Here is a 24,734-nt window from a genome sequence, read left to right on the forward strand (position 1 = left end):
TGATGGGCGCTCGGCTTTCCAAGGACCCGGCATGACCCCTCGCCTCGCGCTGTTCGCCGCCGCCGCCCTCGCCGTCGCGAGTTCAGCCGCGGCGCAGGACGGGCCCGGCTTCGACTTCAATCTCGGGGTCGCCAGCGACTACGTCTTCCGGGGCGTCAGCCAGACCGACGAGAACCCGCAGGTGTTCGGCGGCGCCGACCTGTCGGTCGGCAGGTTCTACGCTGGCGCATGGGGGTCCAACGTCGACTTCAACGACACGACCGACGCCGAGTTCGACCTCTATGCCGGCTTCACGCCGACCGTGGGCGTGGTCTCGCTGGACCTGGGCTTGCTCTACTACGGTTACGTCGATCAGCCGTCGGGCGCGGACCTGGACTATCTCGAGCTGAAGGCCGCCGGCAGCGTCCCGCTGGGTCCGGCGACCCTCGGGGCCCAAGCCTACTACTCACCGAACTATTACGCCGGGGTCGACCACGCCTTCTATTACGAGGTGAACGGGGCGTTCTCGCCCACCGAGAAGCTGTCGTTCAGCGCCGCGCTCGGGCGCCAGCAGGTTTCCGGGGCGGGCGACTACACCACCTGGAATGTGGGCGTGGGCTATGCGCTGACCGATCACCTGGGCCTGGATCTGCGCTATCACGATACGGACAAGCACAGCTTGGGCGACACCTACGGCAGCCGCGCCGTGGTCAGCCTGAAAGCCGCGTTCTAGCCCTTCGCCAAGGTTCCGCCCATGACGACCGAAAGCCTGGCCCAGATCGTCGCCGCGGTGGGCAAGGAGGTCGCCGACGCCCACCGGGGCGAGGGCAAGGTGGCCGACTACATCCCGGCCCTGGCCCGCGTCGACGCCAACCGCTTCGGCATGGCGGTCGTCACCTGCGAGGGCGAGCTGGCGGAGTACGGCGACGCCTGGCTGCCGTTCTCGATCCAGAGCATCTCCAAGGTCTTCACCCTGACCATGGCGCTGGAACGCCTGGGCGAGAACCTGTGGGGGCGGGTCGGGCGCGAACCGTCTGGGTCGCGCTTCAACTCCATCGTCCAGCTCGAGGCGGAGAAGGGCGTGCCGCGGAACCCCTTCATCAACGCCGGCGCCATCGTGGTCACAGACGCGGTCCTGGCCGGCCGGACGCCGCAGGAAGCGATTGCCGACATCCGCGACACGATCCGCCGCCTCGCCGACAACGACACCATCGACGTCGACAAGGAGGTGGCGGCCTCCGAGGCGGCCACGGGTTTTCGGAACTACAGCCTGGCCAACTTCATGCGCGGCTTCGACAATCTGAACAGCCCCGTCGAGGACGTGCTGCAGGCCTACTTCCACCAGTGTTCGCTGCGCATCACATGCCGGCAGCTTGCGCGGGCGGGCCTGTTTCTGGCCAACGAGGGCGTGGATCCCCTGACCGGAGACGTGATCATCAGCCCCGAGCATGCGCGGCGGATCAACGCCATCATGATGACCTGCGGCCACTACGACGCCTCGGGGGAGTTCGCCTTCCAGGTGGGGCTGCCGGGTAAGAGCGGCGTCGGGGGCGGCATCCTCACGGTCGTGCCGGAGGTCGGCGCGGTGGCGGTCTGGTCGCCGGGCCTGAACGAGGTCGGCAACTCCCTCGTCGGCACGCTCGCGCTGCAGCGGCTGGCGTCGCGAATGGGCTGGTCGGTGTTCTGATTCCGCGCTCGCCGCTTGACCGTCATCCGGGCGGCTTCTCTAGTTCGCGCAAAGAACAAGAGACCGGGAGGAAGACGATGCGCCTTCGACAGATCGCCCTGGTGGGCCAGGACCTGGAGGCCGCCCGCGCGGAGATCGTGGACGTGCTGGGCCTGGGCGCCGCCTACGCCGACCCGGGCGTGAAGAAGTACGGCCTGCACAACGCCGTCTGGCCGGTGGGTGACACCTTCCTCGAGGTGGTCTCGCCGACGCGGGAGGGCACGACCGCCGGCCGCTTGCTGGAGAAGCGACAGGGCGATGGCGGCTACATGGTCATCCTGCAGACCGACGATCTGGAGGGCGCCCGGACACGCGTGGCCGAGCAGGGCGTGCGGATCGCCGACCAGTTCGATGGCGATGGTGTGGCCTTCACCCACCTGCACCCCAAGGACGTCGGCGGCGCCATCGTCTCCATCGACCATATGGTTCCGAAGGCGCGCTGGGAGTGGGGCGGGCCCGACTGGGAGAAGAACGTCCGCACCGACACCTCGCTGGAGATCGTGGGCGCCGAGATCCAGGCCGACGATCCGGGCGCGATGGCGAAACGCTGGGGCGAGGTCCTGGGGCTGGAGGCGCGCGGCGACGGCCTGCACCTCGACCTTGATGGCGGCGAGATTCGCTTCGTGCTGGCGTTCGACGGCCGGGGCGAAGGCCTGCGCGCCTTCGACGTGAAGGTGCGAAACCCGGCCGCGGTCCGCGCCCGGGCCGAAGCGCGCGGGAACCTCGACGCCCACGGCCAGGTCACGCTGTGCGGAACGCAGGTCAGGCTGGTGCAGGGCTAAGTCTGACCAAATGGTCACAAAATTGTGAAAGGTCGCGCATTGTTCTAGGGAGTCGCTCGCCGTAATCTGACTAAATGGTCACTAACAGCCTGATCAAGGTCGAAGACATCGCCTTCGTGCGCTTCCGGGCGCCGGACCTGCGGGAGATGGATGGCTTCCTGCGGGACTTCGGCTTTCCCGAACGGCGGGTGGAGGGCGGCCGCCTCTATGCTCGCGGAGCCGGGCATGCGGCCTTCCTGCACGTGACCGAGCCGGGCGAGGCCGGCTTTGCCGGCGTGGGCCTGCGGGCGGCGTCGGTGGACGACTTGCATATCCTGGCGCGGGCTGAGGGCGCCGAGGTCCGGCCGCTCGACGCCCCGGGCGGCGGCTTCGTGGTCACCCTGGCCGATCCCGACGGCCACGTCGTGGAGGTGACGGCCGGCCAGGCGCCGGCGCCGGAACTGGCCCTGCCGCAGCGGCCGCCGTGGAACGCCGCCGCCGACCGGCCCCGGCGGCGGCAGACGAAGCGGACGGGCGAGGGCGCGCACGTCGTGCGCCTGGGCCACTGTGTGCTCAACATCTCGAATTTCCGCGCCTCCGAGAGCTGGTGGAAGGCCCGCTTCGGCTTCATCACCTCGGACGAGATCGCGATCACGCCGGAGTTCTCGGTGGGCGCCTTCCTGCGCTGCGACCGAGGCGATGTCCCGACCGACCACCACACCCTGTTTCTGGTGCAGTCGCCGAAGGGGCCGGGCTTCAACCATGCCGCGTTCGAGGTCGCCGACTTGGACGACCTGATGGCCGGCCACGACCGCCTGAAGGCCGCGGGCCGCACCCAGGAGTGGGGCGTGGGACGGCATATCCTGGGCAGCCAGGTTTTCGACTACTGGCGCGACCCCTGGGGCCACACGCTGGAACACTGGACCGACGGCGACCTGTTCACCGCGGCAGATCCCTCGAATACCGCCACCTTGCAGGACCTGATGGCCGTGCAGTGGGGCCCGCCCCCGCCGCCGACCATGGGCTGATCGAGCAGAAGCAGAACCCCTTCCATGAAACTCGCGACCTTCACCGCCGGCGGGCCGCCGGAACTCGGCCTCGTGCAGACCGGCGACGCCGGCGCCGACCGCATCGTCTCGATCTCGCGCGCGGCGCCGCAGCTCGCGGCGGACATGATCGAACTGATCGCCGCCTGGCCGACGGCCCAGCGCGAGGTGCGCGCCATCGGCGAGCTCGGCGATCATGCGCTGGGCCTATGCGAGGTGCGCCTGCTCGCCCCGGTGACGCGGCCGGGGAAGATCTTCGCCATCGGTCTAAATTACGCCGACCACATCGCCGAGAGCGGCGTGGCGGCCCCCGAACACCAGGTCTGGTTCGCCAAGGCCGCGACCGCCGCCAACGGCCCCTTCGACCCCATCGCGATCCCGCCGGGCGGCTACGTCGACTACGAGGCCGAGATGGTGGCGGTGGTGGGCGTCGGAGGACGCAACATCGACCGCGACGCCGCGGCCGATGCGGTGTTCGGCTACTGTGTCGGCAACGACGCGACGGAGCGAGCCTGGCAGCATCGCACGCCGCAGTGGACCCTGGGCAAGTCGTTCGACACCCACGCGCCCTTCGGCCCCTGGATCACCACGGCCGATGAGGCCGGCGATCCCCACGCCCTGGCGATCCGCGGCCTGGTGAACGGCGAGATGCGTCAGGAGTCGAACACGCGCCATCTGGTTTTCGACGTCTGGGACCAGGTGACCCATCTCAGCCAGGCGATGACCCTGGAGCCCGGCGACCTGATCTTCACCGGAACCCCCGGCGGGGTCGGGGCGGCGATGAAGCCGCCGAGGTTCCTGAAGGACGGCGACCGGGTGCGCATCGAGATCGAGGGACTCGGCGCCATCGAGAACCCCTGCGCGCAGGACGCAGCGTGATGGACATCGATGTCCTGATCGTGGGCCTGGGGCCGGTGGGAGCGACCCTGGCCTGCCTGCTTGGGGACCTGGGCGTGAAGACTCTGGTGGTGGAGAAGGAGGCGCAGGTCTATCCGCTGCCCCGCGCCGCCCACTTCGACCACGAGGCCATGCGCTTGTTCCAGCAGCTGGGCATCGCCGAGGCCGTCGGCCGCCACGCGCGCCCGGCCCCGGCCTACGAGTTCCGCGCCGACGACGGCCGCCTGCTGATGCGCTTCGACGCGCCGGCGGCGATGGCCTCGTCGGGCTGGCAGGCCAGTTACATGTTCCACCAGCCGGGCCTGGAAAGCGCCCTGCGGACGAAGCTGGCCGGGGCGCGTTCGGTCGAGGTGCGGACCGGCTGGCGCTTTGCGGGCTACGAGCCGGATGGCGACGGTGTCCTGGTGAGGATCGAGGGGCCTGAGACGGCCGAGGTGGTCCGCGCCCGATGGCTGGTGGGCTGCGACGGCGCGGCCAGCGCGGTCCGCGCTGCCATGGGTGGCCAGCTTTTCGACTACGGCTTCGACGAGCCCTGGCTGGTGGTCGACGCCAAGGTGGACGAGTACGCCCGCGTGCCCGACGTCAACCTGCAGGTCTGCGATCCCGAGCGGCCGACCACCTGCGTCCTGATGGGACCGGGCCGGCGCCGCTGGGAGTTCATGCTGCGCCCGGGCGAGGACCCGAACGCGGCCCTGACCGACGCCTTCATCCAGCCGCTGATCGCGCCGTGGGACTGCGGCCCCGTCGAGATCGAGCGGCGCGCGGTCTACCGCTTCCACGGGCTGGTGGCCACGCGCTGGCGGGCCGATCGGGTGCTGCTGGCGGGGGACGCCGCGCACCAGATGCCGCCCTTCGCCGGGCAGGGCATGTGCTCGGGCCTGCGCGACGCGACCAACCTGGCCTGGAAGCTGACCGCGGCGCTGGGCGGCGCGGACCCCGCGTGGCTGGACACCTACCAGGCCGAGCGCGAGCCCCATGTGCGGGCCTATATCGAGCAGGCCATCGGCATGGGCCGGGTGGTCTGCACCCTAAATCCTGAGGCCGCCGCCCGGCGCGACGCCGCCATGTTGGCGTCCGGCCGTTCGCCGGCGATGCCCGACCGGCCCCCGCCCATCCTGGTGGCCGGGCACGTCGCCAAGGGCGCGCCGGCGGCGGGCAGCCTCTTCCTCCAGACCTGGGCGGACGGCCGCGGACTGGACGACGTACTGGGGCCAGGCGCCTGGCTGATCGCGCGCGATCCCGTCCGGCCGGTTCCGGGCCTGACCGCCGTCAGCCTGGCCGACCCGCGGCTGGCGGGACACCGCGCCGCGCTCGCCGCCTGGCTGGAGCGCCACGGGGCGTCGGCCGTCCTGGTGCGGCCCGACCGCTATGTCTTCGGCGCGGGGGATCCGGCCGAACTGGCCACAGCCTGGGCCGCGCCGTTCCTTGTCTCCGCCTGAGGGATCCCGATGCTCCGCCTGCACCACGCCCCGGGGCTGCCCGCGCTGCCCAATCTGGACGCCTTCCAGCCGCGGATGCTGGCGCGGCCGGGAATCGCGCCTACCATCGCGGAGGAATTCCGCCTGCGCGCCCAGGCGGCCTGACACCTCCGAGTTTCCCGAGTTCCGATGAGTGAACCCCAACCCGACAAGGTGATCTTGCCTGCGAAGACGGGCCGCGCGGCGCGCACGCGCGAAGCTCTGATCCGCGCCGGCCGCGAGCTGTTCGCGGCGCGTCCCGTGGATGCGGTGGCCATTGACGACATCGTCCAGGCCGCCGAGGTGGCCAAGGGCAGCTTCTACAACCACTTCCCCGACCGCGAGGCGCTGGTGAAGGCGGTGGTCTACGAGATCCGCGAGGGGCTGGAGGCGGCGGTCGCTGCGGTGAACGAAGGCGTGGAGGATCCGGCCCGGCGCGTGGCGCGCGCCGTCTGCGTCTACCAGCGGTACGCCGTCGACGAACCCCTGCGCGCCAAGGTGCTGGTGCGCATCCAGAGCGGCTTTTCGCGCACCGACGAGCCGATGAACCGGGGCGGCGTCGCGGACGTCACGGCGGGCCTGGCCAGCGGCCGGTTCTCGATCGCCACGACCGACGCCGGCGTCCTGTTCGTGATGGGCGTGTCGCAGGCGGCGCTGGCGCGGACCTGCCGGGACCCGCAGCTGGGCCCTGCCGTCAGCCTGTCGCAGCAGATGTGTGCGCTGATCCTGCGAGGCCTGGGCGTGCCGAGCGGCGAAGCCGAGACCATCGCGGCCCAGGCGGCCGACGAACTGGTGCGGCGCGGCGGCAGCGCCTGATCGCTTCCCCTTGGGACTCAAATATGTAGAGTTCTAAGGAAAATGAGGGGAAGCGATGACGGACACGCTGAAGGCCCGGCTGCTGTGCGCGGTCGACATCCGGCTGGACGACGACGCCCCCATTCCACTGGGCAAGTCGCCCTGGCGTAACCGCCGGGTCAGCTACATCTCTGGCGGGGTGGTCGAGGGCGAGCGGCTGCGCGGCGAGGTCATGGCCGGCGGAGGCGACTGGTCCGAGCTGGGGCAGGGGGCCGACGGCGCGGCGCTGACCCTGGTGGACGTGCGCTCGCTCTGGAGGACCCACGACGGGGCGATCATCGATGTCCGCTACGGCGGCCGGCTGGTGATCCCGCAGGCGGTGCTGGGCGACTTCCGCGACCCGGCCAAGGTCGAGGGCCTGAGCGAGGACGCCTACTACTTCCGCATCCAGCCCATCTTCGAGACCGCCGACGCGCGCTACGGCTGGCTGAACGCGCTGGTGGCTGTCGGCTACGGCAGGCGCACCGCCAAGGGCGTCCGCTACCGGATCTTCGGCCTTGAGTAGCCCAAGCGCGAAGAGGGGGGGGCGTTCGGGCGCCTACGCCTGGTATGTCGTGGCGGTCCTGCTGCTGGCCTACACGCTCTCGTTCATCGACCGGATGATCCTCAGCCTGCTGGTCGGGCCGATCCGGGCCGACCTCGGCATCTCCGACACCCAGATGAGCCTGCTCATGGGGTTCGCCTTCGCGATCTTCTACAGCGTGCTGGGCATTCCGCTGGGCTGGCTGGCCGATCGGGGCAGCCGGCGCGGGCTGATGGTCGCGGGCGTCGCCGCCTGGAGCCTGATGACTGCGGTCTGCGGCCTGACCCGCAGCTATGTGGGCCTGTTCCTGGCGCGGATCGGCGTCGGCGTGGGCGAGGCGACCCTGTCGCCGGCCGCCTATTCGCTGCTGGGCGACTATTTTCCGCGCGAGAAGCTGGGCCGCGCCATGGCGGTCTATTCCATCGGCGTTCCGCTGGGCTCGGGCATCGCCCTGGTGGCCGGGGCGTTGGTGGTGAAGTTCGTGACCGAGGGACCGCCGCTGATCGTGCCGATGCTGGGGGCGATGGAGCCGTGGCGGCTGACCTTCGTGGTCATCGGCCTGCCGGGCCTGCTGGTGGCCCTGCTGATCGCGCTGACGGTGCGCGAGCCGGAGCGCAAGGGCGGCAAGCAGGGCCTGGCGAAGGGCGAGTTCACCGCCTTCCTGCGGACCCACCCGGCGGCGCTGGCCGCGCACATGGGCGGGATGTCGATGATCACGCTGGTGATGTACGGCGCCATGGCCTGGATCCCACAGTTCCTGCACCGGACTTACGCCATGCCGATCCCGGAGGCGGGCCTGTGGTTCGGCGCGGCGACCGCGATCTGCGGCGCGGCCGGGCTGATGCTGGGCGGCTGGATGGCGGACCGGCTGTACCGCCGGGGCTTCAAGGACGCGCATCTGCGGGTGATCCGCCTGAACGCGGGCGTGCTGCTGGTCACCCTGACCGGCATGGCGCTGGCGCCCACGGCGGGGATCGCGCTGGTCCTGATGATCCTGACCATGCTGCTGGGCACGATCCACGGCGGGGTGGCCGGGGCGGCGCTCCAGATGGTGAGCCCGAACCGCCTGAGGGCGCGGATCGTGGCGCTCTACTTCCTGGTCGCCAACCTGATCGGCCTGGGCTGCGGCCCGACCGCCATGGCGCTGGTGACCGACCGGGTGTTCGGCGACGACGCGGCGCTGCGCTACGCCATCGCCGTCGTCACGGCGCTGGCCATGCCGGTCTCGATCCTGATCCTCAGCCTGGGCCTCAAGCCCTTCGCCCGGGCCGTTCGCGAAGCGGAAGCGACCGTCGCATAAATACTTAGCAATCTATCGAATTTGATGTAGCGTCCCGTCAAGGACTCGCCTTGAGACGAGCAGACGGGGAGGTCGCGATGTTGAATTCACTGAGGTATGGCGTCTCGTGGGCGGCGCTGGGCGCGGCTCTGATGGCGGGGGGACAGGCTGCGGCACAGGCCCGGCCCAACGACGTCGAGGAGGTCGTGGTCACGGCCCAGCGCGTCGAGGAGAACATCCAGCAGGTGCCAATCGCGGTCAGCGCCTATTCCAGCGCGATGCTGGAGCGGCAGTCGATCGAGACGGTCCAGGACATCGCCACCCGCACCCCCGGCTTCAGCGCCGGCGCCGTCGACCCGATCCAGACCAATTTCGCCATCCGCGGCATCGGCTCGGCCTTCGGGATCAGCCAGAACGCCGGCGGTGACGCCTCAGTGGTCGTCTTCGTCGACGGGGTCTACGCCGGCCGCGGCGGCACGCCCGACATCGACGCGCTGAACCTGGAGCGTGTCGAGGTGCTGCGCGGGCCGCAGGGCACGCTGTTCGGCAAGAACGCCGTGGGCGGCCTGATCCAGTTCGTCAGCCGCAAGCCGTCGGCCGACCCGTCGTTCCGCATCGAGGGCCAGTACGGCAACTACGACCGCCGCCAGCTCAACGCCCGCGGTAACCTGCCGATCAATGACAAGCTGTTCGTGTCGGTGGGTGGCTCGATCAAGCTGCGCGACGGCTACGAGTTCAACGAGACCACCGGCCACGACGTCAACGACCAGGACCTGAAGACGGCCACCGTGGCGGTGCGCTTCCTGCCCAGCGACGATCTGGATATCGTGCTGGCCGCCGACTTCACCGACCAGGACCAGCGGGGCAATCCGCGCCACAACATCTGCGACGCCACCTTCCAGGCGGGCATCCATTGCGTCGGCGTGAACCCCGACCCGCGGGTGGTGAACGCCTATACCGACGGCTACCTGCGCCGCTGGCTCAGGACCTATCGCGGCGAGGTGAACTGGACGACGCCGTTCGGGGTGCTGACCTCGATCACCGCCCTACGCGACGTGACGCTCAACTTCCGCACGCCGTTCTTCTCCAACCCGGTGAACCCGCCGGCCCAGATCGAGTCCACCGAGACCGATCACGAGAACAACAGCCAGTTCAGCCAGGAGCTGCGCCTGTCGTTCGACGCCCTGGAAGGCCGGCTGAAGGGGCAGGTGGGCGCCTACTACCTGCACGAGGACAACGAGCGGATCGAGGATCTGCGGCAGGATTTCCCGGCGCCGGCCCAGACCGGGATCGCCACCTATCCGCAGGAGGTCACCGGCAAGAGCTACGCCCTGTTCGGCCAGTTCAGCTATGCGATCACCGACCAGCTCACCGCCACGGCGGGCCTGCGCCAGACCTGGGAACGCAAGAGCGGCCACTTCATCGGCCGCAAGGTTTCCGGCCCCGGCCTGCCGCCGCCGCTGGCCGCCAACTACGACGTGACCGGCTCCAAGAAGTGGAATGCGCTGACGCCGCGCTTCGCCCTGGACTACCAGGTTACGCCCGACGCCCTAGTCTACGCCTCGGCGACCCGCGGCTTCAAGAGCGGCGGCTTCCAGGGCATCGCCGGCTCCGGTCCCAGCCAGGCCACACCGTACGATCCGGAATTCGCCTGGAGCTACGAGACGGGCTTCAAGACCCAGTGGTGGGAACGGCGCCTGCGCCTCAACGGGTCGATCTTCCAGACCAACTACAAGGACCTGCAGGTCTCTCAGCTCGTGCCGCTGTGCTGCGTGGTGGTGGGCAACGCCGCGACGGCCAAGATCAAGGGCGCCGAGGTCGAGTTCATGATCCAGCCGGTGGCGGGCCTGCAGATCGACGGCAGCTACGCGCGGCTCAACGCCGAGTTCACCAGCTTCGCCAACGGCGCCACCGCCAACTTCACCGGTAACGACCTGCCGCGCTCGCCCAAGGACAAGTTCCACCTGGGCGTCCAGTACATCGCCGACCTGGAGGGCTGGGAGGCGCTGGCCCGCGTCGACTACACCAACCAGTCGCACATGTACTTCGAGGCCTCGAACATCCCGACGCAGAAGCAGGAGGGCTACATCAACGTCGACGCGCGGGTGTCGCTGACCTCTCCAGACAAGCGCTGGCAGGTTGCGGTCTGGGGCAAGAACCTGACCGATGAGCTGGTGGCGACCTACGTCACCGCATTTGCCCCCTATCGCCAGGTGCTGGTGCCCTACGCTCCGCCGAAGACCTATGGGGTGACCCTGGTCTGGAAGATGTAGGTTTCACGGCCCTTCACCCTTGCGGGAGAAGGGCCGCAGGGACTACCGCCGCTGCGGCGCGCTCAGGAAGTCCTGGGCGTTGAAGCCTTCGGGCGCGGCGACTTCGGTGATCCGCTCCGGGACGTTGTCGAATTCCATGCGCAGCGCCCGCGTGATCACCGCATGCATCGAATAGAGCGTGGTGATGTAGGTGAACTCGAAGATCTCCTCGTCGCCCCAGAAGGTGCGGAGCTTGTCGAACACCTCCAGCGGCGTGCGGCCGTCCCCGGCGGTCAGGCAGTCGGCGTAGGCCAGCACCGCGCGCTCCTGCTCGTCGAACACGTCGGACACCGTCCAGTGGGGGATCGCGGCGATCTTCTCGTCGGAAACGCCCAGCGCGCGCAGCGACTTGCAGTGCTGGGAGAACACGAACTGGCTTTCCTTGACCCATCCGGCACGGGTCTGGCCCAGCTCGCGCAGCACCGGGTCCAGCTTGCGGTCCGGGTGGCGATAGACCGCGAAACCATCGACGGCGTGCTTGAAGATGTCCGGGGCGATGGCGAACACCGTCCACCAGTCGCCGGGCGTGCCGGTGGCGGTGCCGGGGCTGGCGACGGGATCGCGGTCGGGTCCGAAGAGGCGGTCGTAGTAGGCCTTGACGACGTCCGAGGTGACGTCGGAGCGGGGGATCTGCTTAAGGACGGGCATCGGGAGCTCCTTGGACGTCAGGCGAACTTGCGGAACTCCGCCACGCGGGCGGAGTCGAAATACTCGTCGAGGCGGGTGATCCTGCCGTCCTTCACCGCGCAGACGATGCAGGCGGGCAGAGCCAGGCGCTCGCCGTCATGCTTGCGGGTGCCGCGCAGGACGTGCTGCTGCACGAAGCCGCCGGGGAACACCTCGACGCGCCGGTTGTCGTACACGCGGTCGAGGATGCGGGTGACCATGCCGGCCAGGGTCTTCCGGTTGTCGTCCGGCCCCTGGATCTGCTCGTCGGTGTTGTGCCAGATCTCGGCGTCCGGGGCGTAGCAGGCCACCAGCCCGTCGATGTCGCCGGCCTCCACACAGTCGAAAAAGCGCTTGGCCAGGGCCCGCATCGCGGCGTCGTCGGACATGACGGTCTCCTCTTCCTAGGCTTCGGGCTCGGTGTACGGCCGGCCCTGCATGTCGTGCTGGAACAGCTTCGCCCACTGCTCCGGGGTGACCGGCATCTTGCGCGAGCCGCTCTGGAGCTGGTGGTTGTCGGGCGGCACGTGGGCTCCCTGCCGGACGGCCGGCCGCTCGCCCACGCGGGCGAACCAGTCGGCCAGGGCGGGGTAGTCGGCGATGTCGATGTCGATGGCCCGCGCCGCGCGGATCCAGGACCAGCAGGCGATGTCGGCGATGGAGTATTCGTCGCCGGCCAAGTAAGGCGCTTCGGCTAGCCGCGCGTCCATCACGGAGAGCAGCCGCTTCGCCTCGGTGAGGTAGCGGTTGACTGCATAGGCCGGCGGATCGGGCGCATAGCGGATGAAGTGGTGGGCCTGGCCATGCATGGGCCCCAGGCCGGACATCTGCCACATCAGCCACTGGTGGGCGCGGTAACGGGCGCGGGGCTCGGCCGGCAGGAGCCGGCCCGCCTTCTCGGCCAGGTAGATCAGGATCGCGCCGGTCTCGAACATCGGATAGGGCGGCCCGCCGCCGATCGGGTCGTGGTCGACGATGGCGGGCGCGCGGCCGTTGGGGCTGATGGCGCGGAACTCGGGCGTGCGCAGGTCGCCGGCCAGCAGGTTGTAGGGAACGATCCGGTGCGGCAGCCCGGTCTCGAGCAGCATGATCGACAGCTTGTGGCCGTTGGGCGTGGGCACGAAGTGAAGGTCGATCATCGGCCGGTCACCACGTTCATGCGTCTGGCGCCATTGGCCGCGATCAGGCCGTCGATGTCGTCCCCGCCATAGTCGGGGTCGGCGGACTCTCCGAACGCCGCTAGGATCTCGGCGAACTGCGCCTCGGCCATCCGCTTCCATTCCGGGTGGGTGAAGACGAAGAACTCGCCGGCCTCGATGGCGCGGGCGACCCGCTCGCCGATCGCGGCGGGCGACATGCCGGAGGCCAGGATGCCGCTCATGTTCTGTGCGGTCTGGGCGGCGGCGCCCTGCTCGCCCGCCCCGGGCCGCAGCTTGGCGGTGGTGGCCACGATGTTGGTCGCCGACATGCCGGGACAGAGGACGGAGAGTCCCACCCGGGTGTCCGCCAGCTCGTTGCGCAGCGCCATGGCGATGCCCAGGGTCGCGTACTTCGAGGAGATATAGGCCACCGAGATCGGCGGCGGCACGATGGCGACCATCGAGGCGGTGATCGCCAGATGCGCGGGCTCGCCCGCGGCCTTCATGGGTCCCAGGAACGTTCGGCACGCGTAGAGATGGGCGTGGGCGTTGACGGCGTAGGCCCAGCGCCAGACCTCGGTGTCGTAGGTCTCGAAGCCGCCCGAGCCGCCGCCGACCCCGGCGTTGGAGAACAGGATGCGGACGTCGCCGAAGCGCACGGCCGCTTCGCCGGCGCGGGCCCACTCGGCCTCCTCCGCCACGTTGAGCTGCAGGCCGATGGCGTCGGCCCCCTCGGCGCGGAGTTCCGCCGCAGCGGCCTCGGCGCGGGCGCCCTCGATGTCGGCCAGGATCGGGCGTGCGCCGCGGGCGGCCAGGGCGCGGGCGGTTTCCAGCCCGATGCCGCTGGCGCCGCCGGTGACGAAGGCGGTCTTGTCCTTGAGATCCTTCATGCGGCGTCCTCGAGAACGGCCTTGGCGTCGCCGCCCACCACGCGAGAGACCGCGAGATAGCCAACCGACGCCAGCACGGCCACGGGCGTCACCCACAACAGGGCCACGCGCAGCGGGTCGGCCACGCCGCCGGCCGCCAAGGCGTCGCTGAGCATGCCGATGGCCAGGGGACCGCCGCCCAGGCCGACGATGTTGAAAGCCAGCAGGATCAGGGCGGTGACCGTAGCCCGCGCCGCCACCGGTGACAGGTTCTGAACCAGCGCCAGGGCCGGCGCGACGTAGATGGTGCAGAGGATCATCGGCACGGTCATCAGCGCCAGCGAGGTCTGCCAGTCAGGCGCCATCACCGCGAAGGCGAGGGTCGGCGCGGTCAGCAGCATCGATATGCCCGGCACCCAGGCATAGGCCTTGATGCTGCGCTTGCCGGCCCAGTTCACCAGCGCGCCGCCGCCCCAGATGCCGATGCCGAAGCAGAGGCCCGCGGCGGGCCCGAACCACTTGGCCATCTCCGACAGCGGCATGTGCTGCACGCGCATCAGATAGGCGGGGATCCAGTTCAGCATGCCGTAGCTGACGAAGGCCGACACGCCGCTAGATATCAGCAGCAGACGCAGGGTGGGTCGCGACAGGAACAGCCGGAGCGTCGGCCCCAGCCGGGCCGCCTCGGGGTTCGGCGCGCGGACCGGCGCCGGATCCAGACCGCCCCGGACGGGCTCGCGGACGAAGATCGCCAGCAACGCCGCGGCGACGACGCCGATGCCCGCGACCATGACGAACGCGCCGCGCCAGCCGAACTGCTCCGCCGCCCAGCCGCCGAGGCTGGCGCCGATGAACACGCCCAGGGGGCCGTTGCAGGTGAAGAGACCGATGATCGCCGGGCGCCGCTCGGGCGGATAGTAGTCAGCGAGGATCGAGAGCGACGGCGCCGTCCCGCCAGCCTCGCCGACGCCCACGCCGAAGCGGGCGAGCGCGAGCTGCCAGAACGAGCCGGCGAAGGCGCAGGCGCCAGTGAAGCCGCTCCAGATCAGGCAGGCCGCCGCAACCAGCCGCACCCGGTGGACGCGGTCGGCCAGCATCGCCGCCGGCACGCCCATGATGGCGTAGAACAGCGCGAAGCTGAGGCCGGTCAGCAGGCCGAGCTGGGTGTCGCTGAGATGCAGTTCCTGGCGGATCGGCTCGGCGAGCACCGAGAGGATCTGGCGGTCGACGAAGTTCACCGTGCCAACGGCGGTGAGCAGCAGCAGGGCCAGGGTCCGGCCGGGTCGCGCCACGTCGCGCGGCGGGGTCAGAACGGCGGTGGCGGCTTGGTCCATGTCTCTCCCAACGGCGCCGTTCCGCGCCTTGCGGGCACCCTAAAACGGCGCCCCTCAGTGTCAATCAAGTTTACGGTTTGCTCGCCAGCGCGCTAGGCTGTCCGCAACGAAGAAACGGGAGCCGAACGCCATGGATATCGAAGGCAGGACCTGCGTCGTGACCGGCGCCGCGGCCGGCATCGGAAGGGCCTCCGCCCTGGCTTTCGCCGCCCGGCGCGCCAACGTCATCCACATCGCCGACGTGGACGAGCCGGGGATGGCCGAGACCGCCCGATTGATCGACGACCTGGGCCTCCAGACCCGCGCGAAGACCTGGATCGTGGACCTTGCCGACCTCAGGGCGCTGCAGGCGTGGATGGCCGCCCTCGCGGACGCGGGCGGCTATGACGTGCTCTACAACAATGCCGGAGTCGTCATGGGCGAGCCCCAGTTTCCCGAGGCGCCGGTTGAGCGCCTGGAGTGGATCATCGACGTGAACCTCACCTCGGTGGTCGCGGCGAGCCAGATCGCCGCCCAGGCGATGCGCGACCGCGGCGGCGGCGTGATCGTGAACACCGTCTCGACCGTGGCGCTGGGCAAGGGATTCTCGGACGTGATGTACGCAACGACCAAGGCGGGGGTGATGATGTTCACCCGGAGCTGCGCGGGTCTGAAGGAGAGCTGGAACGTCCGCGTCTGCGGCGTGCTGCCGGGCCTGACCCGGACGCCGATCCTGAAGAAGACCGGCGCCGACGGCGACTATGCGCCCTGGATGGCGCCGATCCTGGCCAACAACGCGATGTGCATGCCGCAGGACATCGCCGACGCCGTGATCGACATGGTCGAGGACGACGGCCTGCCGGGCGGCGACTGGGTGGCCGTGCGCCACATCGACGGCAAGATCGAACGCCAGTGGGGACATGACGAGGGCGGCTAGACCTCGCTGCTCTTGAGCATGTTCTCGCCGAACAGGTTGGACCATTCCTCCGGCGTCAGGGCGGGGCGCAGGCTGGAGAGGTTGGGGGCGTTCCTGACCTCTGTGCCGCGCATCACCGCCGGCCGCTCGCCCACCGCGGCGAACCAGCGGCTGATGTTGGCATAGGGCTGCAGGTCCATCGCGATGGCGCGGGTCGCGCGAACCCAGGGCCAGGCGGCCATGTCTGCGACGGAGTACTCCTCCGCCAGATAGTCGGCCTGACCCAGCCGGCGCTCCAGCACGGCCAGCAGGCGGCGCGCCTCGTTGGTGTAGCGGGCGACGCCGTAGTCCTGGCCCTCGGGGGCGTAGCGGATGAAATGGTGCGCCTGGCCGTGGGAGGGGCCGAGACCCGACATCTGCCACATCAGCCACTGCATCGCGAGCGAGCGGCGACGGGGCGCGCTGGGCATGAACGCGCCGCCGGTCTTCTCGGACAGGTAGAGCAGGATCGCGCCCGACTCCATGACCGCGAAGGGCTCGCCGCCTCCGATCGGGTCATGGTCGACAATGGCCGGCAACCGGCCATTGGGGTTCACCTGCCGGTATTCCGGCGTCAGGTGGTCGCCCTTCAGCATGTCGTAGGGGATCAGCCGGTAGGGGAGGCCGGTCTCCTCCAGCATGATGCTGACCTTGTGCCCGTTGGGCGTCGGCACGAAGTGGACGTCGATCATGGGCGCCCTCTATTGACCGAGCGGCGGACGCCTCTGGTGCGAGGTGCCCGCCTTTCTCGAGTTAGAACTTCAGGCCGGCCTCGACGGCGATGCTGCGGGTCTCCTCGAGGTAGAGGATCGCCCGCGGCGCGGCCGTGATCGGGGCGGGCAGGTTGAAGGCGCTGCCGGTGGTCAGTTCGTCGTTCAGGTTCTTGCCGACCACGGCGACGTGCCAGCGCTCGTCCATCGGCCCGTACTGGATCCGGGCGTCCAGCTTGGCATAGCCCTTCTGGCGGCCGTACAGCGGGCTCTGGTTGTCGCTGTCGAAGTACTTCGAGCGCCCGTGCAACGCGATCGTGGTGTCCAGCGCCATGTCGTTGGCGAACTCGAACCGATAGTGGCCCTGGGCGCTGAAGCTGAACTTCGACGTGTAGGGAAGCGGCGCGCCCTTGATGTTGTTGGCCGCGATGCTGGCCGGGACCGCCGGATTGCATTCCGTGATCGGCTGCGTCGCCAGGCAGGCCGCGCCAGGATAGTCGTCGTACTTGGCGTCCTGGTAGGCGGCCGCGAACGTGAAGTCGAAGCCGCGGAACGGATAGAAGGCCGCCGAGCCTTCGACGCCCTTCGAGCTGGCGTTGGCCGCATTGCCCGTCTGGTAGGCCGAGATGGTCGGATTGTAGACCGAGACCTGCAGATCCTTGAAGCTGGTGTCGTAGACCGAGACGTTCAGCACCACGCGGCCGTCGGCCAGGGTCGACTTGATCCCCGCCTCGATGTTTTCCGACTTCTCGGGCTTGTAGGCGAAGGTCGCGTTTGTCGTGCCGTAGGTGTTCGAGACGAAACCGCCCGACTTCGAGCCGCGTCCATAAGTGGCGTAGACCATAATCTGCGGGGCGATGTCGTATTGCAGCGTGACCGACGGGTCCCAGTTGTCCTCGCCGTTGATCTTGCCGTTGGCCACGGTGTTGACCGGGCGCAGGGCGAATGGGCCGTACAGGAGCTTGCCGTAGAAGTGGCCGCGCTTGTCGGTGGAGGTGTAGCGCAGGCTGCCCACCACCCGCAGGTCGTCGGTAACGTGGTAGGTTCCCTGGCCGAACACCGAGAACGACTGGCTGCGCTGGCGGAATTCCGTGTTGAGCAGGCCGAAGTAGTTCAGCGACGCGATGTTGAAGCCGCCGAGCTGCGTCAGCTGGTAGAGCGCGGTGTCGTAGTAAGCGCCGACGACGTACTCGAACTTCCTGCCGGTCGGCGACAGCAGCCGGACCTCCTGAGACCACTGGCGGAAGTGCTCGGGATAGCTGTTGTAGACGCTGTTGGGCGTGACCCCGCCGGTGGGGATGCTCTGGTCGAAACCGTTGATGATGTTCGACCGGAAGAACGAGTAGCCGGTCACCGACGTCAGGGTGAACTCGCCGATCGACAGGTTGCCGGTGCCGGACACCAGCCAGGAGGTGGCCTCCGTGCCTTCCGGGCCGAGGGCCGACTGGGCCAGATAACGCGTCTTGTGCGGGTCCTGGCCGCTGGTCAGCGGGCTGGAGACGGTGAGGCCTCCCTTGACCTGCCGGTCGCTGTATTCCGCCTTGAGCGTGTAGTCGAAGGTGTCGGTGGGCGCGAAGCGCAGGGTCAGGCGGGCCAGGGCCATCTTGTTGCCCGGGTCGTCATGGCCGGTCGCCAGGTTCTTGATGTAGCCGTCCTGGTCGACGAGCTTCACCGCCAGGCGCGCGCCCACCGTGTCGCTAATCGGGCCCGAGACGTAGCCCGACACTTCCGGGCCTTCGAGGTTGAAGTTGTAGAGGGCGGTCACGCCGCCCTCGAACGACGACGTCGGGCCGGCCGAGACGATGCTGACGGCGCCGGCCGGGGTGTTCTTGCCGAACAGCGCGCCCTGCGGACCACGCAGCACTTCCACCCGCTGCAGGTCGAAGAACGGCGCCTGGGCCTGGCGGTTACGACCGGCGTAGACGCCGTCCATGTAGAGGCTGACGGCCTGGTCGAACGAGAAGTTGGCCGGGGGCGAGCCGAAGCCCCGGATATAGATGGTGTCGTTGCCGGCGGTGGTCTCGACCGAGACGTTCGGCGTGAACTTCACCATCTGCTTGAAGTCGTTGGTGGCGAAGTCGGAGAGCTTCTCGCCGGAGACCACCTCCATCGAGATCGGCACGTCCTGCAGCTTCTCGGCGCGCTTCTGGGCGGTGACGACCACTTCGCCCAGCGTCGGCTGAACAACATCGGCCTCGGCGGCCATGGCGGAGCCTGCGCACAGGCTCACAAGCATCGTGGTGGAAAGTAGCATCCGGGCGATCATCGCCGTTTCCCCTCTTGATCTCGATATCGGCGTTCTGTTGGTCGAACGTTGCGGAATATCTGCGCTGGTGCGCACAAAGTGTCAATTTACTTGACGGTCATGAACCGTCGCGGAAGAACCTCTACGCCAGGTCGTGGCGGCGTCCATTTCGCCTTTCAGTAGTTGTGGATAGCGAAGAAGGCCTTGCGCGGGTGGCGCTTGCGATCGGGCGTGGGACGCAGGCCGAGCAGTACATCCGCGCCTTCCTGGTTGGGCGTCGGGCGCATAATTAGATTACTAAGTGTTTCTGTCAATCGCCTCCCGCGCGGTGGGCGCCGTAGCGGGAGGGACGCCAGGGGCCGGCGCTACTTCGCCGTTTCGAGGGTCCGCTCGTCGTTCTCGGCGAGCAGTGTCTCGGCCTTCAGGACAACGGGCCGTGACTTCTTGCCCTCGGCGTCCACGGCTTCGTGAGCGACGTCCCGCTCGGTGAACCCGGTGTGCGTCCAGGATGCGAACTCCAGCATCACCCCGTCCGGATCCCAGAAGTAGACCGAGCGGACGAAGACGTCGTCATGCAGTTCGGAGGCGACCTGTGTCTCGGAGTTGTCGTGGTTGAGCACCTTGCCGAGCTTGACGCCCTTGGCCTTCAGCTTCTCGACATACTCATCGAACTTCTCGGCGGGGATATTGAAGGCGATGTGGTTCATCGAACCATGGGCCGAACGGATGTCGCCGCCGCCGGGCAGGTCGGCCGGAGCCGATACGCCAGGCACGGCCTCCGGCGCCCCAGGAAACCAGAAGAAGGCCAGCGAATCGCCGTTGCCGATGTCGAAGAAGAAATGCTGGCCGCGGCCGCTGGGCAGGTCGAGCGTCTTGACCAGCGGCATGCCCAGCACGTCGCGGTAGAACTCCACCGTCTTGGCCATGTCCTTGCAGACCAGGGCCAGGTGGTTGACGCCGCGGATGTCGAATTCGCGGTTGATTGGGGTGGCCATGACGTCCTCCTGCCGAGCGCTTAGCCCGATCATCGTTCGCTACAATTAAACGCCCCTCGGAGCATGACGTCAATTTGATTGACGCTTCAGGCTCGCGCTGGACCGCCGTCGCTTAGAGTTCTAACTATCCACACCGTGCCATCGGAAAACGACATCGTCGAGGCCTTGAAGGCGGGAGGATTTCTTCCCGCCGACGCAGAGCCGCGTCTGGAATCGCTGACGGGGGGCGTCTCCAGCGACGTCTTCCGCCTGGACACCGCGGACGGTCCGGTCTGCGTGAAGCAGGCGCTGGCCAAGCTGCGGGTGGCGGCGGACTGGCGCGCGCCAGTGGAGCGGTCGCACTACGAGGTGGAGTGGCTGAAGACCGCGCGTCCGTTCGCCGGGAACGCGGTTCCCGAGGTGCTGTTCGAGGACGAGGCCGCCAACCTCTTCGTGATGAGTTTCTACGACCCGGCGACCCACAGCGTCTGGAAGTCGGACCTGGCGGATGGGAGGGTCGACGCGACCTTCGCGGGTCGGGTGGGCCGGATGCTGGCGGCGATCCACGCGGGCGCGGCGGGGTCGGCGGAGGTCGAGGCCAGGTTCCAGACCACCGCGCTGTTCGAGGACCTCCGGCTGGCGCCCTTCCTGCGCCACTCGGCGGCCGTCCATCCCGATCTCGCCGAGCGGCTGGTGGGCCTAGCCGACCGCACGGCGGCGGCGCGGATCACCCTGGTCCACGGCGACGTCAGCCCGAAGAACATCCTGCACGGCCCGAACGGCCCTGTGCTGCTGGACGCCGAGTGCGCCTGGTACGGGGACCCGGCCTTCGACCTGGCGTTCTGCTCGGCGCATCTGCTGCTGAAGGCGGTGTGGAAGCCGGCCCACGCCGGCGCGTACCTGGACGCATTCTACGCCCTGCAGCGCGGCTACCTGCCGGGTGTGGACTGGGAGAGCGCGGCTGCCCTGGATTCGCGCGCGGCGCCGCTGGCCGCCGCGATCCTGCTGGCGCGCGTGGACGGCAAGTCGCCCGCCGACTACGTCCGTACCCCGGAGGACAAGGGATTCGTACGCGACGTCGCGCGTCGGCTGATCCGCGAAGGATCACCCGCCATGGCGGCGTTGGCCGCGGTCTGGAAGGAAGCTCTGGGGACACGATGAAGACGACGATCACGGCCGTTCGGGGCCGCCAGATCTGGGACTCGCGCGGCCGCCCGACGGTCGAGGCGGAGGTCATGCTGGCAAGCGGCGCCGTGGGCCGGGCGATGGCTCCGGCCGGCGCCTCGCGCGGCGCGCACGAGGCCATCGACCTGCGCGACGGCGGCGACCGCTTCGGCGGGATGGGCGTGGAGCGGGCCGTCGCGGCGGTGAACGGCGAGATCGCAGCCCTGCTCGCGGGCCGCGACGCCGCGGACCAGGCCGGACTGGACGAGGCGATGACCCAGGCCGACGGAACGGCCAACCTGGCGCGGTTGGGCGGCAACGCCACCGTGGCGGTGTCCCTGGCCGGGCTGCACGCGACCGCCGCCGCCGAGGGACTGCCGCTGTGGGCGCACTTGGCCGCGGGCCGCAAGGTGCGCACGCCGCTGCCGGAGATCCAGATCTTCGGGGGCGGGGCGCACGCGGGACGGCGCACCGACGTGCAGGACTTCATGATCATGACGCCGCGCGCGGCCACGATCCGCGAGGCGTTCGAGATCACCGCCGACGTGTTCCGTGCCGCGGGCCGGCTGATGGAGCAAACCGGGCGTCTCGCCGGCGCCGCCGACGAGGGCGGCTGGTGGCCGATGTTCTCGTCGAACGAGGACGCCCTGAGCGCCCTGGTCCAGGCCATCGAGATGTCCGGCCACCGGCCTGGCGAGGACGTGTTCATCTCGCTGGACGTGGCGGCCAACGAGCTGGACAGCGGCGACGGCCGCTACCGCCTGGGCCTGGACGGCTCGGAATTCGGGCGCGAGGCGATGGTCGAGCGGGTGGCCGACTGGGTGCGGCGCTATCCGATCCTGTCCATCGAGGACCCGGTCAGCCAGGACGACCTGGAGGGCTTCGCCATGGCGACGCAGGCCTATGGCGACAAGGTCCAGCTGATCGGCGACGACATCCTGGTCACCAACGCCGAGCGGGTCCGCAAGGCGGCTGCGGCGAATGCCGGCAACGCCGTGCTGGTGAAGGTCAACCAGGCCGGCACGGTGACGCGGGCCAAGGCCGCGCTGGACGCCTCCAAGGCGCTGGGCTGGGCGGCCATCGTCTCGGCGCGCTCGGGCGAGACCGAGGACGTCTCCATCGCCCATCTGGCGACGGGCTGGGACGCTGGCCAGATCAAGGTCGGGAGCTTCTCGCGCTCCGAGCGGATGGCCAAGTGGAACGAGCTGCTGCGGATCGAGGAGGCCATGGGTGCGGACGCGGTCTTCGCCGGCCCCTCGGCCTTCGCGGCGTCGGTGGCGGCGGGGCTGAAATGAAGGCGGTGCTGCACTACCGGGCCAGCGAGGGGTTCCGCGCGGCGCTCGCCGCCTATGCCCGCACGGCGGGCGTCACGGCCGTGGTGGTCGACGAGTTCGACGACGCCGCCTTCGCCCGCGAGATCGCCGACGCCGAGGTCCTGCTCCATGTGCTGAAGCCGGTGACCGCCCAGATGCTGGGTGGCGCGCTGAACCTGCGCCTGGTCCAGAAGCTGGGCGTCGGCGTCAACACCATCGACCTGGAGGCCGCCAAGGCTGCCGGCGTCGCGGTCTCCAACATGCCGGGGACCAACAGCCAGGCGGTGGCCGAGATGGCGCTGGCCCTGATGATGTCGGTGCTGCGCCGGCTCTCCTATCTCGACCCGCTGACCCGCCAGGGGCAGGGGTGGGCCCCCGACCCCGACCTGATCGACGGGGTGGGCGAGCTCTGCGGCCGCACGGTGGGCTTCGTCGGCTACGGCGGCTCGGCCTCGCGGCTGGGGCCGGCGCTGGAGGCCCTGGGCGCCAAGGTCATCTACACGGCCCGCAGCGAGAAGCCGGACCTGCCGGGCCGTTTCACGACCCTGGAGGGCGTGCTGACCGGGGCCGACATCGTCTCGCTGCATCTGCCGCTGACCCCGCAGACCCAGCGGATGATCGACGCCAAGGCGCTGGCCTCGATGAAGCGGGGCGCGATCCTGATCAACACGGCGCGGGGCGGACTTGTGGACGAGCCGGCGCTGGTGAGCGCGCTCTGCTCCGGCCACCTGCGCGGCGCGGGGCTGGACGTGTTCGGCCAGGAGCCGGTCGATCCGGACAATCCGCTGCTGGGCCTGCCCAATGTGGTGCTGGCGCCGCACCAGGCCTGGCTGACGCCGGAGACGCTTGACCGCAGCCTGGCCGCGGCCTTCGAAAACATCCGCCGGCTGCAGGCCGGCGAACCGCTGCTGAACCAGGTCGCCTGATGCCCCGCCCCGCCGTCGTCTTCGCCTCCGGCCAGCTCCTGACCGCGGAATGCTGGGCGCCCCAGGTGGCGGCTCTGTCGGCGGACTACGACCTGCGCTTCTCCGACCACACCCGCGACGAGACCATCGCCGGCATGGCCGCCCGCCTGCTCGGCGAGGCGCCGCCGCGGTTCCACCTGGTCGCCCACGCCATGGGCGGCTTCACCGCCTTCGAGGTGCTGCGCCAGGCGCCGGAGCGGGTGATCAGCCTGGTGTTGATCGCCACCCTGGCCGCCAACGACGGCCCCGCCCAGACCGAGCGGCGCCAGGGCTATATCCGTCTGGTGGAGGACGGGAAGTTCGCCGAGGTGGTGGAGGAGCGCATCCCGATCCTGGTCCATCCCGCCCGCCGGGAAGACGAGCCGCTGCTGGCGGTGGTGCGCCGCATGGCCGCCGACACCGGCGCGGAGACTTTCCTGCGCCAGCAGCGGGCGATCATGGGCCGGCCCGACAGTCGCCCGTCGCTTGCGGCCATCGCGGTTCCGACCCTGGTGGTGCGCGGCGCCCAGGACGGGATCACCACCCCGGCCCATGTGGACGAGATCATCGGCGGGATCGCGGGCGCGCGGTTCGAGGAAATCGCCGACTGCGGACACCTGCCCACGCTTGAGAAGCCGGTCACGACGAACCGGCTGCTGGCGGGGTGGCTGGCGGAGCACGACCAGCGTCCTGGCTCCGAAGCCTAGGTGCTTTGGAGAGGCCGCAAGCAGAAGCGGTTGACGCCAGCGAGGGCGTCGTCAGCGGACGTGGCCCAGCGGAAGGGCTTGGGATCGGCGTTGGTCGTGTCGATGTGAGCGTCGATAGCGGCTTCGATGTCGGCGGCGGGTCAGGACATGACGCCCCAGCCATCCTCAGGCGTCGTTCGCCACGCCCTTGGGGTCGAAGGTCATGGCCGGGCCCCAGTCCTCGTTGAGCAGGTGGGCGGCCTTCAGGAACTGGGCCTTGCCGAGCCTGCGGCCCAGCTCCTCGCCCATCAGGATCATCGAGCGTTGCGCGTCTATGCGCATCGTCTCGCCCATCCTGGTGGGCGCGATCACCTTGACGCGGCCATTGGTGGGATCGTCCACCAGTTCGACGATGCCGGACTCGACCATCTGGTTGATGGTGGCGTGGATCGCCTGGCGGCTGACGCCCATGTTGCGGGCGATGTCCGAGGGGCGGCGGACGCCCAGCACCAGGTTCGCCATGACCATGGACTGCGGCCGCGTCACCACCGGCCAGCCGCGGGCCTGGAGGTAGTTCTGCAGGCCCTCGTCGAACCAGTAGAAGCCCCGCAGCAGCGACAGCAGTACGTGCCTGACATCCTCCTCCGCCGTCACGCCCTCAACGCCTCCTGAAACCCCATGAATCTCAGTGAGGCGGTTCCGGCGGATTGTCAAAGAGATGGACGTTTGAGGGGCGGGCCGGATGAGGGCGAGCGCAGGCCGTGCAGCCGCCGTGGCGCGCCAGCGCCGAAGGATTTGACCACGAACCACACGAACCACACGAACAAGCAGGACGGGCGCAATACTCAATCTGAATTGGGCTCGTTCGTGTGGTTCGTAGTCAAGCTAGACAGCGCCTGCGGCGCGCGCTGAGCCGGATAG

General features: G+C 69.3%; 25 protein-coding genes. 16 read left to right on the forward strand and 9 right to left on the reverse strand.

Annotation, left to right across the window (positions count from 1 at the left end; genetic code table 11):
• Positions 1 to 31: 31 nt before the first annotated feature.
• The 11 genes from EPO51_RS05550 (at position 32) to EPO51_RS05600 (ending at position 10,796) form a co-directional block, all read left to right on the forward strand.
• Positions 32 to 712 carry a TorF family putative porin gene (locus tag EPO51_RS05550; protein WP_293346995.1) on the forward strand — a complete coding sequence of 227 codons (681 nt, stop codon included), beginning with the start codon at positions 32 to 34 and terminating at the stop codon, positions 710 to 712.
• A gap of 21 nt (positions 713 to 733) precedes the next feature.
• Positions 734 to 1,666, forward strand: a complete 933-nt coding sequence (locus tag EPO51_RS05555; RefSeq protein WP_293346997.1) for a glutaminase — start codon at positions 734 to 736, stop codon at positions 1,664 to 1,666.
• 77 nt (positions 1,667 to 1,743) lie between these two features.
• Positions 1,744 to 2,487 (forward strand): VOC family protein, encoded by a 744-nt coding sequence (locus EPO51_RS05560; RefSeq protein WP_293347000.1) that lies wholly within the window; start codon positions 1,744 to 1,746, stop codon positions 2,485 to 2,487.
• 74 nt (positions 2,488 to 2,561) lie between these two features.
• A complete protein-coding gene (locus EPO51_RS05565; protein ID WP_293347003.1) occupies positions 2,562 to 3,494 on the forward strand; it encodes a VOC family protein in 933 nt (310 codons plus the stop codon).
• 24 nt (positions 3,495 to 3,518) lie between these two features.
• Positions 3,519 to 4,391, forward strand: coding sequence for a fumarylacetoacetate hydrolase family protein (locus EPO51_RS05570; protein WP_293347006.1), 873 nt, complete (start codon positions 3,519 to 3,521; stop codon positions 4,389 to 4,391).
• Positions 4,391 to 5,848 carry a bifunctional 3-(3-hydroxy-phenyl)propionate/3-hydroxycinnamic acid hydroxylase MhpA gene (gene mhpA / locus EPO51_RS05575; protein ID WP_293347009.1) on the forward strand — a complete coding sequence of 486 codons (1,458 nt, stop codon included), beginning with the start codon at positions 4,391 to 4,393 and terminating at the stop codon, positions 5,846 to 5,848. The genes EPO51_RS05570 and mhpA overlap by 1 nt, the downstream gene beginning before the upstream one ends.
• A 9-nt stretch (positions 5,849 to 5,857) precedes the next feature.
• A complete protein-coding gene (locus EPO51_RS05580; RefSeq protein WP_293347012.1) occupies positions 5,858 to 5,992 on the forward strand; it encodes a hypothetical protein in 135 nt (44 codons plus the stop codon).
• A 24-nt stretch (positions 5,993 to 6,016) separates the two neighbouring features.
• Positions 6,017 to 6,682 (forward strand): TetR/AcrR family transcriptional regulator, encoded by a 666-nt coding sequence (locus tag EPO51_RS05585; protein ID WP_293347015.1) that lies wholly within the window; start codon positions 6,017 to 6,019, stop codon positions 6,680 to 6,682.
• Positions 6,683 to 6,737: 55 nt separating this feature from the next.
• The gene (locus EPO51_RS05590; RefSeq protein WP_293347018.1) at positions 6,738 to 7,226 is read left to right on the forward strand and encodes a DUF3237 domain-containing protein; all 489 of its coding nucleotides are present in this window, start codon (positions 6,738 to 6,740) and stop codon (positions 7,224 to 7,226) included.
• Complete coding sequence (locus EPO51_RS05595) at positions 7,219 to 8,544, forward strand: spinster family MFS transporter (RefSeq protein WP_293347021.1); 1,326 nt, start codon at positions 7,219 to 7,221, stop codon at positions 8,542 to 8,544. The genes EPO51_RS05590 and EPO51_RS05595 overlap by 8 nt, the downstream gene beginning before the upstream one ends.
• Before the next feature lie 77 nt (positions 8,545 to 8,621).
• Entirely contained in the window at positions 8,622 to 10,796 is a 2,175-nt protein-coding gene (locus EPO51_RS05600; RefSeq protein WP_293347024.1) for a TonB-dependent receptor, read from the forward strand.
• A gap of 42 nt (positions 10,797 to 10,838) precedes the next feature.
• Here the strand turns inward: EPO51_RS05600 and EPO51_RS05605 are convergent, their stop codons facing one another.
• Genes EPO51_RS05605 through EPO51_RS05625 form a run of 5 tightly spaced genes read right to left on the reverse strand, consistent with a single transcriptional unit; the run spans position 10,839 to position 14,843 of the window.
• Positions 10,839 to 11,483 carry a carboxymuconolactone decarboxylase family protein gene (locus tag EPO51_RS05605; RefSeq protein ID WP_293347027.1) on the reverse strand — a complete coding sequence of 215 codons (645 nt, stop codon included), beginning with the start codon at positions 11,481 to 11,483 and terminating at the stop codon, positions 10,839 to 10,841.
• Between the two features lie 17 nt (positions 11,484 to 11,500).
• Complete coding sequence (locus EPO51_RS05610; protein WP_293347030.1) at positions 11,501 to 11,890, reverse strand: nuclear transport factor 2 family protein; 390 nt, start codon at positions 11,888 to 11,890, stop codon at positions 11,501 to 11,503.
• A gap of 15 nt (positions 11,891 to 11,905) precedes the next feature.
• A complete protein-coding gene (locus EPO51_RS05615; protein ID WP_293347033.1) occupies positions 11,906 to 12,640 on the reverse strand; it encodes a glutathione binding-like protein in 735 nt (244 codons plus the stop codon).
• The gene (locus EPO51_RS05620; protein WP_293347036.1) at positions 12,637 to 13,530 is read right to left on the reverse strand and encodes an SDR family NAD(P)-dependent oxidoreductase; all 894 of its coding nucleotides are present in this window, start codon (positions 13,528 to 13,530) and stop codon (positions 12,637 to 12,639) included. The genes EPO51_RS05615 and EPO51_RS05620 overlap by 4 nt, the downstream gene beginning before the upstream one ends.
• On the reverse strand, positions 13,527 to 14,843 hold the full coding sequence (locus tag EPO51_RS05625; protein ID WP_293347039.1) for a spinster family MFS transporter: 1,317 nt from the start codon (positions 14,841 to 14,843) through the stop codon (positions 13,527 to 13,529). The genes EPO51_RS05620 and EPO51_RS05625 overlap by 4 nt, the downstream gene beginning before the upstream one ends.
• Positions 14,844 to 14,973: 130 nt before the next feature.
• Between EPO51_RS05625 and EPO51_RS05630 the strand changes: the two genes are divergently transcribed.
• The gene (locus tag EPO51_RS05630) at positions 14,974 to 15,759 is read left to right on the forward strand and encodes an SDR family NAD(P)-dependent oxidoreductase (protein ID WP_293347042.1); all 786 of its coding nucleotides are present in this window, start codon (positions 14,974 to 14,976) and stop codon (positions 15,757 to 15,759) included.
• Here EPO51_RS05630 and EPO51_RS05635 read toward each other — a convergent pair.
• From EPO51_RS05635 to EPO51_RS05645, 3 genes are all read right to left on the reverse strand, one after another.
• Complete coding sequence (locus EPO51_RS05635; protein ID WP_293347045.1) at positions 15,756 to 16,469, reverse strand: glutathione S-transferase N-terminal domain-containing protein; 714 nt, start codon at positions 16,467 to 16,469, stop codon at positions 15,756 to 15,758. The two genes, EPO51_RS05630 and EPO51_RS05635, sit on opposite strands and share 4 nt — an antisense overlap.
• 61 nt (positions 16,470 to 16,530) lie before the next feature.
• Positions 16,531 to 18,753: a TonB-dependent receptor gene (locus EPO51_RS05640; RefSeq protein WP_293347048.1), complete on the reverse strand. Its 2,223-nt coding sequence runs from the start codon at positions 18,751 to 18,753 to the stop codon at positions 16,531 to 16,533.
• A gap of 344 nt (positions 18,754 to 19,097) precedes the next feature.
• On the reverse strand, positions 19,098 to 19,727 hold the full coding sequence (locus EPO51_RS05645) for a VOC family protein (RefSeq protein WP_293347051.1): 630 nt from the start codon (positions 19,725 to 19,727) through the stop codon (positions 19,098 to 19,100).
• Between the two features lie 135 nt (positions 19,728 to 19,862).
• Here EPO51_RS05645 and EPO51_RS05650 point away from each other — a divergent pair, with 135 nt between their 5' ends.
• Genes EPO51_RS05650 through EPO51_RS05665 form a run of 4 tightly spaced genes read left to right on the forward strand, consistent with a single transcriptional unit; the run spans position 19,863 to position 23,834 of the window.
• Entirely contained in the window at positions 19,863 to 20,867 is a 1,005-nt protein-coding gene (locus tag EPO51_RS05650; RefSeq protein WP_293347054.1) for a phosphotransferase family protein, read from the forward strand.
• Entirely contained in the window at positions 20,864 to 22,165 is a 1,302-nt protein-coding gene (eno, locus tag EPO51_RS05655) for a phosphopyruvate hydratase (protein WP_293347057.1), read from the forward strand. The genes EPO51_RS05650 and eno overlap by 4 nt, the downstream gene beginning before the upstream one ends.
• Positions 22,162 to 23,109: a 2-hydroxyacid dehydrogenase gene (locus EPO51_RS05660; RefSeq protein ID WP_293347060.1), complete on the forward strand. Its 948-nt coding sequence runs from the start codon at positions 22,162 to 22,164 to the stop codon at positions 23,107 to 23,109. The genes eno and EPO51_RS05660 overlap by 4 nt, the downstream gene beginning before the upstream one ends.
• Positions 23,109 to 23,834 carry an alpha/beta fold hydrolase gene (locus EPO51_RS05665; RefSeq protein WP_293347063.1) on the forward strand — a complete coding sequence of 242 codons (726 nt, stop codon included), beginning with the start codon at positions 23,109 to 23,111 and terminating at the stop codon, positions 23,832 to 23,834. The genes EPO51_RS05660 and EPO51_RS05665 overlap by 1 nt, the downstream gene beginning before the upstream one ends.
• Before the next feature lie 165 nt (positions 23,835 to 23,999).
• Here EPO51_RS05665 and EPO51_RS05675 read toward each other — a convergent pair whose 3' ends face one another.
• Complete coding sequence (locus EPO51_RS05675) at positions 24,000 to 24,467, reverse strand: MarR family winged helix-turn-helix transcriptional regulator (protein WP_293347066.1); 468 nt, start codon at positions 24,465 to 24,467, stop codon at positions 24,000 to 24,002.
• Positions 24,468 to 24,734 lie beyond the last annotated feature (267 nt).

It is taken from the genome of Phenylobacterium sp. (assembly GCF_004297125.1).
In the GTDB taxonomy this organism is placed as follows: domain Bacteria; phylum Pseudomonadota; class Alphaproteobacteria; order Caulobacterales; family Caulobacteraceae; genus Phenylobacterium.

What these genes read in the sequence shown, in the direction of transcription:
- EPO51_RS05620 (WP_293347036.1), bottom strand. Translation starts at nt 13,530, where the DNA reads ATGAAGGATCTCAAGGACAAGACCGCCTTCGTCACCGGCGGCGCCAGC.
- EPO51_RS05560 (WP_293347000.1), top strand. Translation starts at nt 1,744, where the DNA reads ATGCGCCTTCGACAGATCGCCCTGGTGGGCCAGGACCTGGAGGCCGCC.
- eno (WP_293347057.1), top strand. Translation starts at nt 20,864, where the DNA reads ATGAAGACGACGATCACGGCCGTTCGGGGCCGCCAGATCTGGGACTCG.
- EPO51_RS05615 (WP_293347033.1), bottom strand. Translation starts at nt 12,640, where the DNA reads ATGATCGACCTTCACTTCGTGCCCACGCCCAACGGCCACAAGCTGTCG.
- mhpA (WP_293347009.1), top strand. Translation starts at nt 4,391, where the DNA reads ATGGACATCGATGTCCTGATCGTGGGCCTGGGGCCGGTGGGAGCGACC.
- EPO51_RS05580 (WP_293347012.1), top strand. Translation starts at nt 5,858, where the DNA reads ATGCTCCGCCTGCACCACGCCCCGGGGCTGCCCGCGCTGCCCAATCTG.
- EPO51_RS05640 (WP_293347048.1), bottom strand. Translation starts at nt 18,753, where the DNA reads ATGATCGCCCGGATGCTACTTTCCACCACGATGCTTGTGAGCCTGTGC.
- EPO51_RS05635 (WP_293347045.1), bottom strand. Translation starts at nt 16,469, where the DNA reads ATGATCGACGTCCACTTCGTGCCGACGCCCAACGGGCACAAGGTCAGC.
- EPO51_RS05600 (WP_293347024.1), top strand. Translation starts at nt 8,622, where the DNA reads ATGTTGAATTCACTGAGGTATGGCGTCTCGTGGGCGGCGCTGGGCGCG.
- EPO51_RS05605 (WP_293347027.1), bottom strand. Translation starts at nt 11,483, where the DNA reads ATGCCCGTCCTTAAGCAGATCCCCCGCTCCGACGTCACCTCGGACGTC.
- EPO51_RS05570 (WP_293347006.1), top strand. Translation starts at nt 3,519, where the DNA reads ATGAAACTCGCGACCTTCACCGCCGGCGGGCCGCCGGAACTCGGCCTC.
- EPO51_RS05610 (WP_293347030.1), bottom strand. Translation starts at nt 11,890, where the DNA reads ATGTCCGACGACGCCGCGATGCGGGCCCTGGCCAAGCGCTTTTTCGAC.
- EPO51_RS05625 (WP_293347039.1), bottom strand. Translation starts at nt 14,843, where the DNA reads ATGGACCAAGCCGCCACCGCCGTTCTGACCCCGCCGCGCGACGTGGCG.
- EPO51_RS05590 (WP_293347018.1), top strand. Translation starts at nt 6,738, where the DNA reads ATGACGGACACGCTGAAGGCCCGGCTGCTGTGCGCGGTCGACATCCGG.
- EPO51_RS05665 (WP_293347063.1), top strand. Translation starts at nt 23,109, where the DNA reads ATGCCCCGCCCCGCCGTCGTCTTCGCCTCCGGCCAGCTCCTGACCGCG.
- EPO51_RS05630 (WP_293347042.1), top strand. Translation starts at nt 14,974, where the DNA reads ATGGATATCGAAGGCAGGACCTGCGTCGTGACCGGCGCCGCGGCCGGC.
- EPO51_RS05645 (WP_293347051.1), bottom strand. Translation starts at nt 19,727, where the DNA reads ATGGCCACCCCAATCAACCGCGAATTCGACATCCGCGGCGTCAACCAC.
- EPO51_RS05550 (WP_293346995.1), top strand. Translation starts at nt 32, where the DNA reads ATGACCCCTCGCCTCGCGCTGTTCGCCGCCGCCGCCCTCGCCGTCGCG.
- EPO51_RS05585 (WP_293347015.1), top strand. Translation starts at nt 6,017, where the DNA reads ATGAGTGAACCCCAACCCGACAAGGTGATCTTGCCTGCGAAGACGGGC.
- EPO51_RS05565 (WP_293347003.1), top strand. Translation starts at nt 2,562, where the DNA reads ATGGTCACTAACAGCCTGATCAAGGTCGAAGACATCGCCTTCGTGCGC.
- EPO51_RS05555 (WP_293346997.1), top strand. Translation starts at nt 734, where the DNA reads ATGACGACCGAAAGCCTGGCCCAGATCGTCGCCGCGGTGGGCAAGGAG.
- EPO51_RS05660 (WP_293347060.1), top strand. Translation starts at nt 22,162, where the DNA reads ATGAAGGCGGTGCTGCACTACCGGGCCAGCGAGGGGTTCCGCGCGGCG.